This is a genomic window from Xanthomonas sp. 3307 (assembly GCF_014199735.1).
In the GTDB taxonomy this organism is placed as follows: domain Bacteria; phylum Pseudomonadota; class Gammaproteobacteria; order Xanthomonadales; family Xanthomonadaceae; genus Xanthomonas_A; species Xanthomonas_A rydalmerensis.
On the sequence record NZ_JACHOG010000005.1, the window covers coordinates 326,286 to 343,056 of the forward strand.

A 16,771-nucleotide genomic window follows, 5' to 3' on the forward strand; every position below is an offset into this window, starting at 1 on the left:
CCTGTCGAACGCTGCATCGAATGCGGGACGCTGCAGCGGTGGCCGCGACACGCGCGGACCGCAGCAGACGCGGCTCGACCGTAGTCCCGCCGCCGTTAGCGCGGCGTGCTCAGTCGATGAACTGCAGGCGAGCGAGTTCCGCGTATAGCCCGTCCTGCGCCAGCAGCTCGGCGTGGGTGCCCTGGGCGACGATGCGGCCGTGATCCATCACTACGATGCGGTCGGCCTTGAGCACGGTGGCCAGGCGGTGCGCGATCACCAGGGTGGTGCGTCCGGCCATCAGCCGCTCCAGCGCATGCTGCACGGCATTTTCGCTCTGCGCGTCCAGGGCGCTGGTGGCTTCGTCCAGCAGCAGGATCGGCGCGTCCTTGAGCAGGGCGCGGGCGATGGCGATGCGCTGCTGCTGGCCGCCGGACAGGCGTGCGCCGCGCTCGCCCAGTTCGCTGGCGTAGCCGTCGGGCAACTGTCGCAGGAACGCATCGGCTTCGGCCGCACGCGCCGCAGCCTCGACCTCGGCCTCGCTGGCCTCGAGCCGGCCGTAGCGGATGTTGTCGGCGGCACTGGCGGCGAACAGGGTCGGGTGCTGCGGCACCAGCCCGATCGCCTCGCGCAGCTGCAATGGATCCAATGTGCGCAGGTCGCGGCCGTCCACCTGCACGCTGCCCGATTGCGGATCGTGGAAGCGCATCAGCAGTGCCAGCACCGTGCTCTTGCCGGCGCCGGAGGGGCCGACCAGCGCCACGCTCTCGCCGGGCCGCACGTGCAGATCGAAGCCGTCCAGCGCCGGGTGGTCTGGGCGCTGCGGATAGCGGAAGCTGACGTTGTCGAAGCGCACCTCGCCGCGCAGCGGCTGCGGCAGCGCAAGCGGCTGCGCCGGCGCGACGATTTCGGGGCGTTCCTGAAACAGTTCGGCGATGCGGCCCATGCCGCCGGCCGCGCGCTGCAGGTCGTTCCAGACTTCGGCCAGCGAGGCGACCGAGCCGCCGCCGAACATGGCGTACAGCACGAACTGGCCGAGCGCGCCGGCGCTGAGTTCGCCGGCGGCCACTTCGTGCGCGCCCGACCACAGCACCAGCACGATGGCGCCGAAGATCAGCACGATCGCGGCGGCGGTGATCAGTGCCTGCGCGCCGACCCGGCGTCGCGCCACCGCCACGGTCTGCGCCAGCGCCTCGCCGAAGCGGCCGCGTTCGTACCTTTCGCGCGCATACGCCTGCACCGTGCGCACCGCGCCCAGGGTCTCGGCGGCCAGGGTGTTGGCGTCGGCGACGCGGTCCTGGCTGGCGCGCGAGATCTTCTGCAGCCGCCGCGCGCCGAGCACGATCGGCAGGACCGCCAGCGGGATGCCGAGCAGGGTATAGGCGGCCAGATGCGGGCTGGTGACGCACAGCATCACCACGCTGCCGATCGCCGTGACCGTGCTGCGCAACGCCACCGACATGGTGCTGCCGATCACCCCGCGCAGCAGTTCGCTGTCGGCGGACAGGCGCGAGACCAGTTCGCCGCTGCGGTTGCGGTCGTGGAAGCCGGCATGCAGGCCGATCAGATGCGTGTACAGGCGTTCGCGCAGATCGGCGACCACCTTCTCGCCGAGCAGCGACACGAAGTAGAAGCGCGTGGCGGTGGCCACCGCCAGCACCAGCGCGACCGCGAACAGCAGGGCGAAGGATTGATTGATGCGGCTGCTGTCGCTGAAGCCGTGGTCGATCATCTGTCGCACCGCCACCGGCAGGCTCAGCGTGGCGCTGGAGGAGATCGCCAGCGCCACCAGCCAGGCGACGAGCAGGCCGCGCCGACGACGCACGAACGGCCACAGGGTGCGCAGGCTGCCGAGTCTGCGCAGCGACTTGGCCTGGTCGGCCGACGGGGTGTTCATGCGGGGGCGGGTTCCGAACAGCGGACACGATTGCGAGTGGCGTCGCGCAGGCGGGTTTTCAAGGCGTCCACGCGATCGCTGGGCAGGCGCAGGCGCAGTTCGGCGCCGCCGGCATCGAAGCGTTCATCGAGTTTCTCCGCGGCGCAGGCGCTGAGCGCGGCATGCACCGCGCCCAGGTCGTCGAAGCCGCAGTGCAGGGTGAGCAGGCTCAAGGCCAGCAGCGGTTGTCGCGGCGCCAGCCGCAGGCATTCTGCGGCGCTGCCGCCGTAGGCGCGGACCAGGCCGCCGGCACCGAGCTTGATGCCGCCGTACCAGCGTGTGACCACCACCACCACACGGTCGAAGCCCTGGCCGTCGATCGCCGCCAGGATCGGGCGGCCGGCGGTACCGGCGGGCTCGCCGTCGTCGCTGGAGCGGTACTCGTCGCCATGGCGGTAGGCCCAGCAATTGTGGGTGGCGTCGGCCACCGTCACCTGTTGCAGGAACGCCAGGGCCGCACCGGCGTCGGCGATCGGTGCGGCGTGGGCCAGGAAGCGACTGTGCTTGATCTCCACGCTGTGGCTGACGGGGTGCGGGAGCGTATCGGGCATCGGCGGCATTGTAGACGAGACGCGACGCCGGCCTGCTGCGCAGGCGCCGGCACCACGCCGCTCAGTCCTGCAACAGCCTGCGCAGGTCGGCGGGCACCGCGCGGTGCGGGTGTGTGCGCTGGAAGCGCAGCAGGCTGGCACGGGCGGCGTCCAGTTCGCCGCTGTCGCGGCGCTCGCGGATCCGCTGCAGCCAGCGGCGTGGCGACAGCTGCGCGTCTGCCTCCACTGCCACCTCCACTGCGGCTGCGGCGGGCAGGGGCTGCGGCAACGCGGCAGCGGGCGCAGCAGGCGACGTCGATGGGCGCAGCGAGAGGGCATCTGACGATTCGGCCGCACTGGCCTGCGTGCGCGCGGAGTTCGCCAGCTTGGCCTGGCGGGCGTTGTCGCTGGGTGCGCTGCGGGTCAAGCTGTCCTGCGCCGTTGTCGCGCGCGCCGGTGCGCGCAAGGTCTTCGCGGCAGGGACGGCTTGCTGTTCGGTAGCCGGTTCCGGAGACGACTCGCTGCTGTCGGCCGCGATGGCCGGCGGCGGTGGGGCCGGGGTCGGCGGTGCCGCGGGCGTCACCACGGCCGCTGGTGCGGGAGGCGTCATGCTCTGCGCGGGCGTCGGCTTGTGCGCCTGCGGTGCACGCTCCGGTAGTGGTGCGGCAGGTGCCTCCGTGGCCATACGCGCCGAGGCCGCAGGGGCGGGAACTGCTGTCTCGGAGGCCGCCGCCGCGTCGGTGGCCTGCGCCTGCTGCTCTGAGGAAGGTGCCGGCGATGCGACGGGCGCAGGCCTGGCGTCGGTGGTGGGAGCGGCTGCCGGCGCAGGCGCAGGCACCGCTGCCGGTGCGGGGGCCGGCACGGAGGGCGCCGGCGGGCGCCCGCGCCAGGCGATGCCCGCCACCAGCACCAGCGAGGCGGCCAGGCCGAGCCAGGTCGGCCAGCGCGAGCGCGCTGCGGCGCGCGGCGCGGGGGGCGGCGCTGTGGGGAGAGAGGTCGTTGCCGACGCTGGTGCCGGTATCGGCGTGGGCGTCGCCGCGGCGGTCTGCGCCCGAGCCCTTTCCGCAGCGCTGCTGGGATATTCCGCGATCTCGTTGGCACCCGGCGCGACCGCCGCGCGCGCGGCGGCCAGGATCGCCGCATCCAGCGCCGGCGGCGGCAGCGCCTGCCGGCCCAGGCGCAAGTGTTCGGCGAGCGCGCGCTCTTCCGGGGTCAGCGGTTCGTCGGCGCTCATCCGCCCAACCTCGCGCGCAGTTTGTCCATCGCATAACGCAGCCGCGACTTGACCGTCTCGCGGCCGACACCGGTGATCTGCCCGATCTCGTCCAGGCTCAATTCCTGCTCCAGGCGCAGCAGCAGCACGTCGCGTTGCTCCTCGGGAAGCGCATCCAGGGCCAGTTGCAGTTGGCGCCGTTGTTCGAAGGCCGACAATTGCCGCTCCGGGGTGTCGGGGTCCTGCACGCGGGCCGTGCGCAGGTCGGCGTCGGCCGGTGCCGGCGGACGATGCCTGGCCGCGCGCCAATGGTCGCCGAGCCGATTGTGGGCGATGCGCAGCAGCCAGGTGGTGAACGCGGCCTGCGGCTGCCAGTCCAGGCGTGCGGCGATCACCCGCTGCCACACGTCCTGGAACAGTTCTTCGGCCAGCGCACGGTCGCGCAGCTGCCGCAGCAGGTATTGGTACAGGCGGCCGCGGTGACGCAGGTACAAGGTCTCGAACGCACGCGCGTCGCCGGCCGCGTAGGCCAGCATCAGGGCTTCGTCGCTCGCTTCGACCGGGGCGTCCACGGCGGCAAGCCTAAGCGTTCCCCGGGCCGGCGCATAGTCGGGAGGCGGGAGTCGCGACGCGGGCGGCGATGGCGGAAGTTCGGGCAACATCTGTAGACAAACGCCCATCTCGCCACTTCGGGGTCGAGCGGGCGTCGATCGGCGCATGCAACGGGTATGCTGATGTGAAGGGCGAGCGTGGAGCAGTTCCGGGGGGCCCTGCAGGAGTTGTCGTCGATGCTGTTCAATTCGTCCACCACCGTCCGTGAAGACCCCTCTGGCGGCCATGCTCCCGCCCGCACGGCGCAGGCCTTGTGCGGCCTGTTGCCGCCGGGCAGCGCCGTGGCGATCGGCTGCGGCGACGGCGTGGTCGGCCGCCTGCACGGGGCAAGCGCGGATGCGCCGGGGTGGTTGCAGGCGCTGGTCGCGGAGGCGCTGGCCGATACCGCGCCGCTGCCGTCGACGGTGCCGGCCGTGCTGCACGTGCATCGCACCGCCGAGGGCGCCTGCGTGGCCATCGGCGCGGAACTGGCGCACCCCCTGGATGAGGCCCAACGCGCGGCCTGGTGCGATGCCGCGGTCGCCTTCGGCCTGAATCTGCTCGACACCGAGCGCATGCGCGCGCGCATCGAGGGCCTGGAAAAATCCAAGCAGCTGCAGCAGGCGCTGTACGAGATCGCCGACCTGGCCGGCGCCGATCTGGAGATGAGCCAGATGCTGCAGCGCGTGCACGCCGTGCTGGAATCGCTGATGTATGCGGAGAACTGCTACATCGTCGAGTACGACGAAGACCAGCAGAGCATGCGCTTCCTGTACTTCTCCGACCGCCACGACGACTTCGTCGCCGATCCGGAGCAGACCTACTTCCTGCGCGACATGCCGTACAGCCTCACTTTCGCCCTGCTGCGCCACGGCCGCGCGGTGCGCGGTCCGTCGGAACAGGTGCGCGAACGCCTGCAGTTGGGCGACAACATCGGCCACGGTCCGGAGAGCCGCGACTGGCTCGGCGTGCCGATGCTGCGCGAAGGCCGCGTGTGCGGCGCCATCGTGGTGCAGAACTACGACTACGCGTTGCGCTACACCGATGCCGACCGCGCGTTGCTGGCCTATGTGGCGCAGCACGTGCAGACCGCAATGGACCGGCGCCACGCGCAGGTGCAGTTGGAGCGGCGGGTGGACCTGCGCACACAGGAACTGCAGCGGGCCAACTGCGATCTGCAGGACGAGATCCAGGAGCGCAAGCGCGCCGAGATGTTGCAGTTGGCGCTGTTCCGCATCGCCGAGCTGGCGATCCGGTCGGAGAGCCTGCAGCAGTTCTACACCGAGGTGCATGCCATCATCGGTGGGCTGATCGACGCACGCAATCTGTACATCGCCCTGCTGTCCGACGACGACACCATGCTGGAGTTCGTGTATTCGGTGGACGAGTTCACCCCGTACCGGCCGCAACGGCGCCGCGGCCGCGGCCTGACCGAATACGTTATGCGGGTGCGGCGCCCGCAACTGCTCGAACTGTCCGACATCGATGCCTTGCTGGCGCAGGGCGAGGTGCAGGAATACGGCCAGCGTCCCTACAGCTGGCTGGGCGCGCCGCTGTTCGACGAGGGCGAGGTGATCGGCGCGATCGTGGTGCAGAGCTACGTCGCCAAGGTGCGCTTCACCGAGCACGACCAGCGCCTGCTGACCTTCGTCGCGCACAACGTCGGCAGCGGCCTGGCGCGGCAGCGCGCGCAGGAGCGGTTGCGGCTGGCGCATGCGGAGCTGGAGCAGCGCGTGGACGAGCGCACCCGCGAACTGGCCGAGGTCAACGAGCAGTTGCTGGCGCAGATCGCCGAACGCTGGCGCGCCGAGCAGCGCCTGACCCATCAGGCGCTGCACGATGCGCTGACCGGCTTGCCGAACCGCTCGCATCTGCTGGACCGGCTCAGCGAGGCGATCTCGCGTGCCCGCGGCGGCGGCAGGACCTTTGCCGTGCTGTTCCTGGACCTGGACCGGTTCAAGCTGGTCAACGACAGCATCGGCCACGCTGCCGGCGACGAGATGCTGGTGCAGGTGGCCAAGCGCATCGTGTCCACGATCCGCGGCCAGGACGTGGTGGCGCGCCTGGGCGGCGACGAGTTCGCGGTGCTGACGCCCTGCGAGCACGGCCTGGATGGTGCGCGCGAGCTGGCGCGACGCCTGCTGCACGTGCTCGGCCAACCGATGTGGGTGGCCGGCCGCGAACTGTTTCCGTCCGGCAGCCTGGGCATCGCCGCCTGGCATCCGCGCTACCACAACGGCGAGGAGATGCTGCGCGATGCGGACGCGGCCATGTACCGGGCCAAAGCGCAGAGCCAGGACCGCTGCGTGGTGTTCGACGAGGCCATGCGCGAGGCGGCGCTGCGCAGCCTCGACCTGGAGGCGGACCTGCGTCGTGCGATCAACAACCGCGACTTCGAGCCGTTCTACCAGCCGATCGTGCGCCTGCACGATGGCGAGGTGATCGGCCACGAAGCCCTGTTGCGCTGGCGTCACGAGAGCCGCGGGCTGCTGGTGCCGAGCCAGTTCATCGACCTGGGCGAGGAGAGTGGCCTGATCGAGCAGGTCGACTGGCTGCTGTACGCGCAGGTGATCCGGCGCCTGGCGCAGAGCGAGGGCGGCTACGTTTCGGTCAACGTCTCGCCGCGGCACTTCCGCTCGCCGGATTTCACCGAGCGGCTGTTCGGGCTGATCGACACCGCCGGCGCCGATCCGCGTCGCCTGCGCGTGGAAATCACCGAGGTGGCGCTGCTCGACGACGCGCCGCGCACCCTGACCATCCTGCAGGCCTTGCGCGAGCGCGGCGTGCTGGCGCAGCTGGACGACTTCGGTACCGGCTTCTCGGCGCTGTCGTACCTGCACCGCTTCCCGATCTCGGTGCTGAAGATCGACCAGAGCTTCGTCGCCGGCCTGCAGGACGAGGGGAGCACCGGCAGCCACGCACTGGTGCGCGGCATTCTCGCCCTGGCCAGCACGCTGGGCATCGAGACGGTGGGCGAGGGCATCGAGACCGAACAACAACTGGCGACCCTGCGCGAACTGGGCTGCGATTATGGGCAGGGCTATCTGCTCGGGCGCCCGGCCGCCGCGCCGCAACAGCTCTGAGGCGATCGCATGCGGAGCGCGTCGCCATGCGCGTGGTGCTCGCTGTCGGCACGCGCGCATTGGCCGCAGCTCGCTGTATTGCGGCGCGTTTGTTCGATTCGCGCCTCCGTCATCCCGGACGCTGGAGTGAACGACGGTTTCGCCATCGCCGCTTGTCGCGTAGGAGCGGCTTCAGCCGCGACGGGCGTTCCCGGTAAAGCCCGGTCGCGGCTAAGCCGCTCCTACAGGGCGCTTCCTGTCGTCATGTGAGGTGCCCTAAGCGCGACACCGAGGGCCCTGCGCTCGCCGCCGACACGCTGCCTTGGGTTTCAATGCAACGCGTTGCGGTGCTTTTCGTCGAGCCGCGCCGCGCCACGGGAGTAGTGAGGCGCCGGAATCTATAACGCGTCGCCACGCGCCAGTCGCTAACCGCTGATCCGATGCTCTCAACGCAGCCCGTTGCGGCGCTTCTCGTCGAGCCGCGCCGCGCAACGGGAGTAGTGAGACGCCGAAATTCGTAACGCGTCGCCACGCGCCAATCGCTTACCGCCGATCGGTTGCTCTTAGCGCAGCGCGTTGCGGCGCTTTTCGTCAATCCATTTCGACGCCTGCGCCGGCGTGTACTCCCGCATCCAGCCCAGCATCGTCTCGATGTCGCTGCCGTACCACAGGTCGGCGCGCTGGTCCGGGTGCAGGAAGCGTTCCTCCACCATGCGATCGATCATGCCGATCAGCGGGGCGTAGAAGCCTTCCACGTCGAGGAAGGCACAGGGCTTGTTGCCGATGCCGAGCTGGCGCCAGGTCAGCATCTCGAAGATTTCTTCCATGGTGCCGAAGCCGCCGGGCAGCGCGACGAAGGCATCGGACAGGTCGAACATGCGCGACTTGCGTTCGTGCATCGAGCCGACGATCTCCAGCTCGGTGAGGCCGCGGTGCGCCACTTCCCAGTCGGCCAGTTGCTTGGGAATCACGCCGGTGACCTCGCCGCCGGCGGCGAGCACCGCATTGGCCACGGTGCCCATCAGGCCGACATTGCCGCCGCCATAGACCAGGCGCAGCCCCTGCTCGGCGATGCGTGTGCCCAGCGCGGTGGCGCGTTCGACGTAGGCGGGCTTGTTGCCGGCATTGGAGCCGCAGTAGACGCAGATGCTTTTCATGGGATTGGAGAGTCGGGATTGGGGATTCGTAAAAGCGGTGGGTTTGTCGGGGCGCTGATGCTGCCGGAGCGGGCGCGGGTCATCGCTTGATCGCTTCACGCGTGCGGCGATCCGCAAAGCACAACGCCGGGCATGTGCCCGGCGTTGTGCGGCTGCCGGGCGGGGCAGGAGAGGGGCGCTGTTGCGAATCCCCACTCCCAAATCCCCAATCCCAGCCTCAATTGGCCTTGTGGATCGCCCGCTTGCTCACCGCCATGGCCGCGTCGTGAATCGCTTCGGACAGGGTGGGGTGGGCGTGGCAGATGCGCGCCAGGTCGTCGGCCGAGCCGTTGAACTCCATGGTCAGCACGCCTTCGTGGACCAGTTCGGAGACGCCGACGCCGACCAGGTGCATGCCCAGGACGCGGTCGGTCTCGGCGTGGGCGATGACCTTGACGAAGCCCGCCGGCTCGCCCATCGCCACCGCACGGCCGATCGCCGCGAACGGGAAGCTGCCGGCCTTGTACGGCACGCCCTCGGCCTTGAGCTGCTGCTCGGTCTTGCCGACCCAGGCGATTTCCGGCTCGGTGTAGATGACCCACGGAATGGTGTCGAAGTTGACGTGGCCGGGCAGGCCGGCGATCAGTTCGGCGACCGCGATGCCTTCCTCGAAGCCCTTATGCGCCAGCATCGGCCCGCGCACGCAGTCGCCGATCGCCCACACGCCGTCGACGCCGGTGTGGCAGTGCGCATCGACCTCGATCTGGCCACGCTCGTTGACCTTGACGCCGGTGCCGTCGGCCAGCAGCCCCTTGGTGGCGGCGCGGCGGCCGACGGCCACCAGCAGCTTGTCCACGGTCAGGGTCTTCTCGCCTTCGCCATCGGCGTAGGTGACGACCACTTCCTGCTTCTTGCCCTTGCCGGTGATCTCGGTCTTGGAGACCTTGGCGCCGAGCTTGATGTCCAGGCCCTGCTTCTTGAATTCCTTCAGCGCGGTCTTGGCCACTTCGGCATCGGCCAGGGCCAGGAAGTCCGGCAGCGCTTCGAGGATGGTGACCTCGGCGCCCAGGCGCTTCCACACGCTGCCCAGTTCCAGGCCGATCACGCCAGCGCCGATCACTGCCAGGCGCTTGGGCACCTCGGTGAAGTCCAGCGCGCCGACGTTGTCGACGATGGTCTCGCCGTCGAACTTGGCGAACGGCAGTTCGATCGAATCCGAACCGGCGGCCAGGATCACGTTGGTGCCCTTCAGCTCGACTTCGCTACCGTCGTGCTGCTTGACCTTGACCACGTTGCCCGGCTGCCCCGCGTTTGCTTGGAGCTCGCCGAAGCCGTAGTACGGGGTGATCTTGTTCGCCTTGAACAGCATCGCGATGCCGCCGGTGAACTGCTTGACGATCTTGTCCTTGCGGCCGACCATCGCCGCGACGTCGATCTTGGCATCCTTGAAGCTGATGCCGTGCTCGCCGAACAGGTGGCCCATGTTCCAGAACTGGCGCGAGGAATCCAGCAGCGCCTTGGACGGGATGCAGCCCACGCGCAGGCAGGTACCGCCCAGCGCCGGCTTGCCGTCCTTGCCCAGCGCCGCGTCGATGCACGCGGTCTTCAGGCCCAGCTGCGCGGCGCGGATGGCCGCGTGATAGCCGGCAGGACCGGCACCGATGACGACGACGTCGAATTGTTCTTGTTCGCTCATTCTTCGCTCACGAGATTAGGAATTGGGGATTGGGGATTCGCAAGAGCGGGCACCGGGGAACGGGAGCGCTTGCGCCAATCCCGAATCCCCAATCCCCAATCCCGGCTTTCATCACAGACCGAACAGCATCCGGCCCGGGTTTTCCAGCTGGTTCTTGATGTCGACCAGGAACTGCACCGAGTCCTTGCCGTCGATGATGCGGTGGTCGTAGGACAGCGCCAGGTACATCATCGGCGCGATCACGACCTGGCCGTTCTCGGCGATCGGACGCTCCTTGATCGCGTGCATGCCCAGGATCGCACTCTGCGGCGGGTTGATGATCGGGGTCGACAGCAGCGAGCCGAAGGTGCCGCCGTTGGTCACGGTGAAGGTGCCGCCCTGAAGTTCTTCCAGGCTCAGCTTGCCGTCGCGCGCCTTCTTGGCATAGTCGGCGATGCCCTGTTCGATGTCGGCGAAGGACTGCCGCTCGACGTTGCGCAGCACCGGCGTGACCAGGCCCTTGTCGGTGGACACGGCGATGGAGATGTCGCTGTAGCCGTGATAGATAATGTCGTCGCCGTCGATCGAGGCGTTGACCAGCGGGAAGCGCTGCAGCGCGTTGGCCGCGGCCTTGACGAAGAAGCTCATGAAGCCGAGCTTGATGCCGTGGGCCTTCTGGAACTCGTCCTGCAGTTCCTTGCGCGCGGCCGAGACCTTGGCGAGGTTGACCTCGTTGAAGGTGGTCAGCATCGCGGTCGAGTTCTTCGACTGCATCAGGCGTTCGGCGATGCGCTTGCGCACGCGGGTCATCGGCACGCGCTCTTCCGGACGTGCGCCGCTGGCCTTGCCGGCACCGCCGTTCTTGGCGTAGTTGAGGATGTCTTCCTTGGTCACCGCGCCGCGGCGGCCGGTGCCTTCGACCTGCGACGGATCCACGCCCTCGGTGATGGCGCTGAAACGCGCGCCCGGCGGCAGGCTGGAGACGTCGCCAGCGGCCTTCGGCGCGTCGGCCTTGGCGGCCTTCGGCGCTTCCGCGGCCGCCGCCTTGGGCGCCTCGGCCTTCGGCGCCTCGGCGACCTTGGCTTCGGCCGGAGCCGCAGCGGCGGTGGCGCCTTCCTCGATGATCGCCAGCAACTGCGAGCTGGTCACGGTGGCGCCGGCTTCGAACTTGATCTCCTTCAGCACGCCATCGACGGGCGAGGGCACTTCCAGCACGACCTTGTCGGTCTCCAGATCCACCAGGTTCTCGTCGCGCTTGACCGCGTCGCCGGCCTTCTTGTGCCAGCTGGCGATGGTGGCGTCGGATACGGATTCGGGCAGTACCGGAACTTTGACTTCGGTGGCCATTGCAGGGGGCGTCCTAGTGGTGTCTTTTTTGAATGTGAAAGGAGGTTATTCAGCGACTTGGTCGTTGAACGGATTCAATAGCGCATCGGCGACCAGCTTCAGCTGCTCTTCCACGTGCTCGGCGAAATGGCCGGCGGCGGGAGACGGCGAACGGGCGCGGCCGGCGTAGTGCAGGCTCTGTCCGTCGGCCAGGCAGGCCTGCAGGTGGTGCTTGATCTGGTACCAGGCGCCCTGGTTCTGCGGCTCTTCCTGGCACCAGACCAGGTCGGTGGCATTGCCGTAGCGCTTCAGTTCGGCCGACAGCAGCTCGCGCGGGAACGGGTACAGCTGCTCCACGCGCAGGATGGCGACGTCGTCCTGGCCGCGCTTGGTCTGGTCCTCGAGCAGGTCGTAGTAGACCTTGCCCGAGCAGGCGACCACGCGCTTGACCTTCTTCGGGTCGGCCTTGGCGTCCGGGATCAGGTGCTGGAACTCGCCGTCGGCCAGTTCTTCCAGGGTCGACACCGCCAGCTTGTGGCGCAGCAGCGACTTGGGCGTCATCACCACCAGCGGCTTGCGCGTGGACATGCGCATCTGCCGGCGGATCATGTGGAACGCCTGCGCCGGGGTGGTCGGCACGCAGACCAGCATGTTCTCCAGCGCGCACAGCTGCAGGAAGCGCTCCAGACGCGCGGAGCTGTGCTCCGGGCCCTGGCCTTCGTAGCCGTGCGGCAGGAACAGGGCCAGACCGGTGATGCGGCCCCACTTGGCTTCGCCGGCGGCGATGAACTGGTCGATCACCACCTGCGCGCCGTTGGCGAAGTCGCCGAACTGCGCTTCCCAGATGCACAGCGCATTGGGATCGGTGGTGGAGTAGCCGTACTCGAAGCCCATCACCGCTTCCTCGCTGAGCAGCGAGTCGATCACGGTGGCGTCTTCCGGGTTCTCCACCAGCTGGCGCAGCGGCAGGTAGTAGCTGTCGGTCTTCTGGTCGTGCAGGATCGCGTGGCGGTGGAAGAACGTGCCGCGGCCCGCGTCCTGGCCGACCAGGCGCAGCTTGTGGCCTTCGCCGAGCAGGGTGGCGTAGGCCAGGTTCTCGGCGAAGCCCCAGTCGCCCGGCAGTTCGCCGGCGGCCATCTTCACCCGGTCTTCGTAGATCTTGGCCACGCGCGGGTGCAGCTCGACGCCGCCCGGGATGGTGGTGATGAGCTTGGCCAGCTGGTCCAGGGTCTTGCGCTTGACCGTGGTGTCGACCTTGTCCGTCAGCTTGCCCGACAGGTACTTGGACCAATCGATGGCGAATTCGTCCGGCTTGCGGGTCGCCAGCTCGGTGGTGTATTCGCCCGAGTCGAGCTTGTTGCGGTAGCTGTCGACCAGCGCCTGGGCCTCGCCGGCCTGCAGCACGCCCTCGCTTTCCAGCTGGGCGGCGTACAGCTCGCGGGTGGTCTTGTGCTTGCGGATGGTCTGGTACATCACCGGCTGGGTGGCCGCCGGCTCGTCGGCCTCGTTGTGGCCCCAGCGGCGGTAGCAGACCAGGTCGATGACCACGTCCTTGTTGAACTGCTGGCGGAAGTCGTAGGCCAGGTTGGCCACGAACGCCACCGCGTCCGGATCGTCGCCGTTCACATGGAACACCGGCGCGCCGATCATCTTCGCCACGTCCGTGCAGTACAGCGTGGAGCGGGCGTCGTCGCGGGCGCTGGTGGTGAAGCCGATCTGGTTGTTGACCACGATGTGCACGGTGCCGCCGACCGCGAAGCCGCGCGCCTGCGACATCTGGAACAGCTCCATGACCACGCCCTGGCCGGCGAACGCGGCATCGCCATGGATGATCACCGGCAGCACCGACTTGCGCGCGGCGTCGCCGTAGCGCTCCTGGCGCGAACGCACGCTGCCGACCACGACCGGATCGACGATTTCAAGGTGCGAGGGGTTGAACGCCAGCGCCAGGTGCACCGACTTGCCGTCGGCCACCGCCACGTCGGCGGAGAAGCCCATGTGGTACTTCACGTCGCCGGTGTGGGCGCGGTCGTCGTGGGCGTGCTCGAACTTGCCTTCGAACTCGTCGAACAGCTTGCGCGGGTTCTTGCCCAGGGTGTTGACCAGCACGTTGAGGCGGCCGCGGTGGGCCATGCCGACCACGATGTCCTTGACCGCGTCGTTGCCGGCGCGCTGCACCAGCACGTCCATCATCGGGATCAGCGAGTCGCCGCCTTCCAGCGAGAAGCGCTTCTGGCCGACGTACTTGGTGTGCAGGTAGCGCTCCAGGCCCTCGGCGGCGGTAATCCGCTCCAGGGTGCGGCGGCGGCTGGCGGCGTCGCCGGCGATGTTGCCGCCCGCGTTCTCCAGGCGCTGGTAGATCCACTGGCGCTGTTCGAACTCGGAGATGTGCATGAACTCGCTGCCGATCGACCCGGTGTAGGTCGCCTTCAGCCGCGACAGCAGATCGCGCAGTTTCATCCGCGGCTGGCCGCCGAGGCCGCCGGTGCTGAACTCGCTGCCCAGATCGCTTTCCGACAGGCTGTGGAACGGCAGGCCCAGGTCCGGCGGGTTCACCGGCGGGGTCAGGCCCAGCGGATCCAGGCGCGCGCCGAGGTGGCCGCGCGAACGGTAGGCGGTGATCAGGCGGCCGACATGGCGCTCGCGCTCGTCGCCGCTCGGGCCGGTGCCGCTGTTGGCGGCCTGGCGCGCGGCGCTGGCGATGTGGGCGATGACCGCAGAGTGGGGGACGTCACCAGCATCGCGGCCCTGGAAGCCGTCGAAGTAGGTTTTCCACTTGGGATCGATGCTGTCGGGAGAGACCAGATACTGTTCGTACAGGTCTTCGATATAGGCGGCATTGCCGCCGGCGAGTTGCGATGACTGCGCAAACTGCTTGAGTAGATTGTCCACGATGGTGGGGTCGGGTCGCTTTGTTGGAGTGGCTTGCGGTAGGAACCGGCGGACGCGTGGGCCGCGCGGGCGTAATCAAGCGCAAAAATTATACCCCCATGAACCAGCCGGGGTGTGCATTCGGCGTGGTCAAGGCCGATCCCGGTTCATCCGCGGCGCGCATGGCGGCGCCGGTCCGGCCGCCTCACCAACCCAGGGCGCGCAGTTCGCTGCAGGGGCGTGCGCGCTCCCATATCCGTTCGAAAGAGGTGCGCAACTGCCGCGCGCGGCCACCGCCGAGCAGGTCGGTCTCGCCGTCGTAACGGTGACCGAGACCACGGAAGTAGTAGCCGCCGCCCTCGTTCGCCAGAGAGGCGGTGGCGTCGCTGCGGTCCACCGGATCGCTGACCTCGCGGAACTGGAACACGCTGGGCAAGCGCTGTGCCAGGGCCAGCAGGGGCGCGCCGGCGCGCTGCGGCGCGGCCGCGTCGTGCAGCAGTATCCACACTTGCTTGGCGTGCGCGGCGACCGCGAAGCGCCGCACCTGCTCCAGCACCCGCGCATCGTCGAACAGACCCGGATCCAGCGCGCGGCTATGGATCAGCACCTGGCGGCGGGCCTGCGCCAGCACCGCGATGCTGGCGGCGATCGCCATCGCCGCGTCCTCCACCGCCACGGCGCCGTCGAAGCGCCGGCGCAGCGGCACGGCCTCCGCGGTGGCGGCCATGCCGCCCGGCGGCGGCAGGAAGCCGTGGCGGGCACAGAACGCCAGGGCGGCAGCGGGCGCATGCAACTCCAGTTGCGGCCAGCGCCGGCGTTGCGCTTCCTCGATCAGGCTGCGCAGCAGCGCGCTGCCGACGCCGCGCCCGCGCCAGTCCGGCCGCACGGTCAGGGCGGCGATCCGCCGATCCGCGCCGAGCCGGGCCGCGCCCACCGCCTGGCCGTCGTCGCTGCGCGCGACCAGGTGGTCGCCCAGCGTGTCCAGCGCCGACGCCGCGGCGTCGGCCGGGTCCGCGGCGGTGCCGGCCGCGGCACGCAGCGCGCGCAGTTCGGCGCCGTCGTGGACGGGATCCAGCGCAGCGATGCGGAAACCGGGGCCGGGCATGGTCGGATCAGGCCGGGTCGGCGTCCGCGTCGGTCGCGTCCTCGTCCTCCAGCGGCTGGTAGAAGCCGCCTTCGATCAGCTCCAGCAGGGCCTGCTTGCCGGCCGCCGACAGCGCCGCGTAGTCCGTGCCGTCGATGTGCTCGGCCGCGGCCAGGCGCTTGGCGTCCTTGACCGGCAGCGCGAACTCCTGGCCGCTGCAGAACAGCATGGCGCCGCGGCTGGTCCGCCGCCAGGCCGGCCGCGCCCAGGGATGCCGCTGCAGGACCAGGCCCTGTTCCAGCGCGGCGGCGATCTCCTCCGCGGGGGGCAGGCCGGTCGGCGGCAGGATCTCGCCGGCGGCGCGGTAGGTGGTGATGAAGCGGCCGAACCAGGCACCCAGCTTGTCCGGGTCGTTCATGCGCAGCGCGTTCAGCGCCTCGACCACGCGGCCCATCGCCGCCGCATCGATCTCGTAGGGGTCGGCCGGCGCCTGCAGGTCTTCGTCGTGGTAGCGCAGCGCCTCGTCGGCGCCGTCGATCAGGGTGTCCAGGTAATCGGCGATCAGCTCGGCCGAGGACGGCGCGCGCATGCCCACCGAGAAGGTCAGGCAGGCGTCCTCGGCGACGCCGTGGTGCGGCACCAGCGGCGGCAGGTACAGCATGTCGCCCGGCCCCAGCACCCAGTCGTGGGTCGGGTCGAACTGGCGCAGCAGCTTCAGCTCCACGTCGTCGCGGAAGTCGGTCGGCGGCGCCGGCCGGCCCAGCGCGACGCTGGCGTCGATCTGCCAGCGGCGATGGCCGTGGGCCTGCAGCAGGAACACGTCGTAGTGGTCCACGTGCGCGCCGACCGAGCCGCCGCGCGCGGCGAAGCTGACCATCACGTCGTCCACCCGCCAGCGCGGCAGGAAGCGGAACTGCTCGAGCAGGGCGCGGATGTCCGGGTCCCACTTGTCCACGTCCTGCACCAGCAGGGTCCAGTCGTGGTCGGGCATGCCGGGAAACTCCTGCTCCTGGAACGGGCCGCTGCGCACGCGCCAGCGATCGTTGGCGCGGTCGTGCTCGATCAGCCGCGACAGCGCCGCCTCCTCACAGGCCAGGCCGGCCAGGTCGCCCGGCTCGATCGGCGAGACGAAGCCGGGGAAGGCATTGCGGATCAGCAGCGGGCGCTTGTGCCAGTAGTCGCGCAGGAAGGTCGCGGCGGGCATGCCCAGCGGTTGCCCGGGGCGGGCGTGGAGTTCGAAGGCGGGAGCGGCGGTCTTGCGGGCAGCCATGGGCGATGGGTCCTTGCAACGCGGAAGGTAAAGGGCGGCGCGCAGCGGCGCCGGCCGACCCTGCCATTGTCCGCCGGTTTGGCGCGTGGGGCCATCGC

General features: G+C 69.6%; 11 protein-coding genes. 1 reads left to right on the top strand and 10 read right to left on the bottom strand.

Annotated features, from left to right (window positions below):
- Nucleotides 1-109: 109 nt before the first annotated feature.
- The 4 genes from GGR64_RS14410 to GGR64_RS14425 form a co-directional block, all read right to left on the bottom strand.
- On the bottom strand, nucleotides 110-1,876 hold the full coding sequence (locus GGR64_RS14410; RefSeq protein ID WP_184646670.1) for an ABC transporter transmembrane domain-containing protein: 1,767 nt from the start codon (nucleotides 1,874-1,876) through the stop codon (nucleotides 110-112).
- Nucleotides 1,873-2,466 (bottom strand): YigZ family protein, encoded by a 594-nt coding sequence (locus tag GGR64_RS14415; RefSeq protein WP_053069767.1) that lies wholly within the window; start codon nucleotides 2,464-2,466, stop codon nucleotides 1,873-1,875. The genes GGR64_RS14410 and GGR64_RS14415 overlap by 4 nt, the downstream gene beginning before the upstream one ends.
- 61 nt (nucleotides 2,467-2,527) lie before the next feature.
- Nucleotides 2,528-3,679 carry a hypothetical protein gene (locus GGR64_RS14420; protein ID WP_184646672.1) on the bottom strand — a complete coding sequence of 384 codons (1,152 nt, stop codon included), beginning with the start codon at nucleotides 3,677-3,679 and terminating at the stop codon, nucleotides 2,528-2,530.
- Complete coding sequence (locus tag GGR64_RS14425; RefSeq protein WP_048491386.1) at nucleotides 3,676-4,230, bottom strand: RNA polymerase sigma factor; 555 nt, start codon at nucleotides 4,228-4,230, stop codon at nucleotides 3,676-3,678. The genes GGR64_RS14420 and GGR64_RS14425 overlap by 4 nt, the downstream gene beginning before the upstream one ends.
- A 216-nt stretch (nucleotides 4,231-4,446) precedes the next feature.
- Here GGR64_RS14425 and GGR64_RS14430 point away from each other — a divergent pair, with 216 nt between their 5' ends.
- Nucleotides 4,447-7,332, top strand: coding sequence for an EAL domain-containing protein (locus GGR64_RS14430; protein ID WP_160970473.1), 2,886 nt, complete (start codon nucleotides 4,447-4,449; stop codon nucleotides 7,330-7,332).
- A gap of 542 nt (nucleotides 7,333-7,874) precedes the next feature.
- Here GGR64_RS14430 and GGR64_RS14435 read toward each other — a convergent pair.
- From GGR64_RS14435 to GGR64_RS14460, 6 genes are all read right to left on the bottom strand, one after another.
- The gene (locus GGR64_RS14435) at nucleotides 7,875-8,468 is read right to left on the bottom strand and encodes a TIGR00730 family Rossman fold protein (RefSeq protein WP_184447725.1); all 594 of its coding nucleotides are present in this window, start codon (nucleotides 8,466-8,468) and stop codon (nucleotides 7,875-7,877) included.
- 217 nt (nucleotides 8,469-8,685) lie between these two features.
- A complete protein-coding gene (gene lpdA, locus GGR64_RS14440) occupies nucleotides 8,686-10,143 on the bottom strand; it encodes a dihydrolipoyl dehydrogenase (protein ID WP_184646674.1) in 1,458 nt (485 codons plus the stop codon).
- A gap of 111 nt (nucleotides 10,144-10,254) precedes the next feature.
- Nucleotides 10,255-11,469 (bottom strand): dihydrolipoyllysine-residue succinyltransferase, encoded by a 1,215-nt coding sequence (gene sucB / locus GGR64_RS14445; protein WP_184646676.1) that lies wholly within the window; start codon nucleotides 11,467-11,469, stop codon nucleotides 10,255-10,257.
- Nucleotides 11,470-11,514: 45 nt separating this feature from the next.
- Nucleotides 11,515-14,340, bottom strand: coding sequence for a 2-oxoglutarate dehydrogenase E1 component (locus tag GGR64_RS14450; protein WP_160970481.1), 2,826 nt, complete (start codon nucleotides 14,338-14,340; stop codon nucleotides 11,515-11,517).
- A 184-nt stretch (nucleotides 14,341-14,524) separates the two neighbouring features.
- Entirely contained in the window at nucleotides 14,525-15,424 is a 900-nt protein-coding gene (locus tag GGR64_RS14455) for a GNAT family N-acetyltransferase (protein WP_184646678.1), read from the bottom strand.
- 7 nt (nucleotides 15,425-15,431) lie between these two features.
- Nucleotides 15,432-16,673: a cupin domain-containing protein gene (locus tag GGR64_RS14460; RefSeq protein WP_184646680.1), complete on the bottom strand. Its 1,242-nt coding sequence runs from the start codon at nucleotides 16,671-16,673 to the stop codon at nucleotides 15,432-15,434.
- Nucleotides 16,674-16,771: the final 98 nt, after the last annotated feature.

Coding starts and splice junctions, on each gene's coding strand:
- GGR64_RS14410 (WP_184646670.1), bottom strand. CDS start 1,876: ATGAACACCCCGTCGGCCGACCAGGCCAAGTCGCTGCGCAGACTCGGC.
- GGR64_RS14420 (WP_184646672.1), bottom strand. CDS start 3,679: ATGAGCGCCGACGAACCGCTGACCCCGGAAGAGCGCGCGCTCGCCGAA.
- lpdA (WP_184646674.1), bottom strand. CDS start 10,143: ATGAGCGAACAAGAACAATTCGACGTCGTCGTCATCGGTGCCGGTCCT.
- GGR64_RS14435 (WP_184447725.1), bottom strand. CDS start 8,468: ATGAAAAGCATCTGCGTCTACTGCGGCTCCAATGCCGGCAACAAGCCC.
- sucB (WP_184646676.1), bottom strand. CDS start 11,469: ATGGCCACCGAAGTCAAAGTTCCGGTACTGCCCGAATCCGTATCCGAC.
- GGR64_RS14460 (WP_184646680.1), bottom strand. CDS start 16,673: ATGGCTGCCCGCAAGACCGCCGCTCCCGCCTTCGAACTCCACGCCCGC.
- GGR64_RS14415 (WP_053069767.1), bottom strand. CDS start 2,466: ATGCCCGATACGCTCCCGCACCCCGTCAGCCACAGCGTGGAGATCAAG.
- GGR64_RS14455 (WP_184646678.1), bottom strand. CDS start 15,424: ATGCCCGGCCCCGGTTTCCGCATCGCTGCGCTGGATCCCGTCCACGAC.
- GGR64_RS14430 (WP_160970473.1), top strand. CDS start 4,447: ATGCTGTTCAATTCGTCCACCACCGTCCGTGAAGACCCCTCTGGCGGC.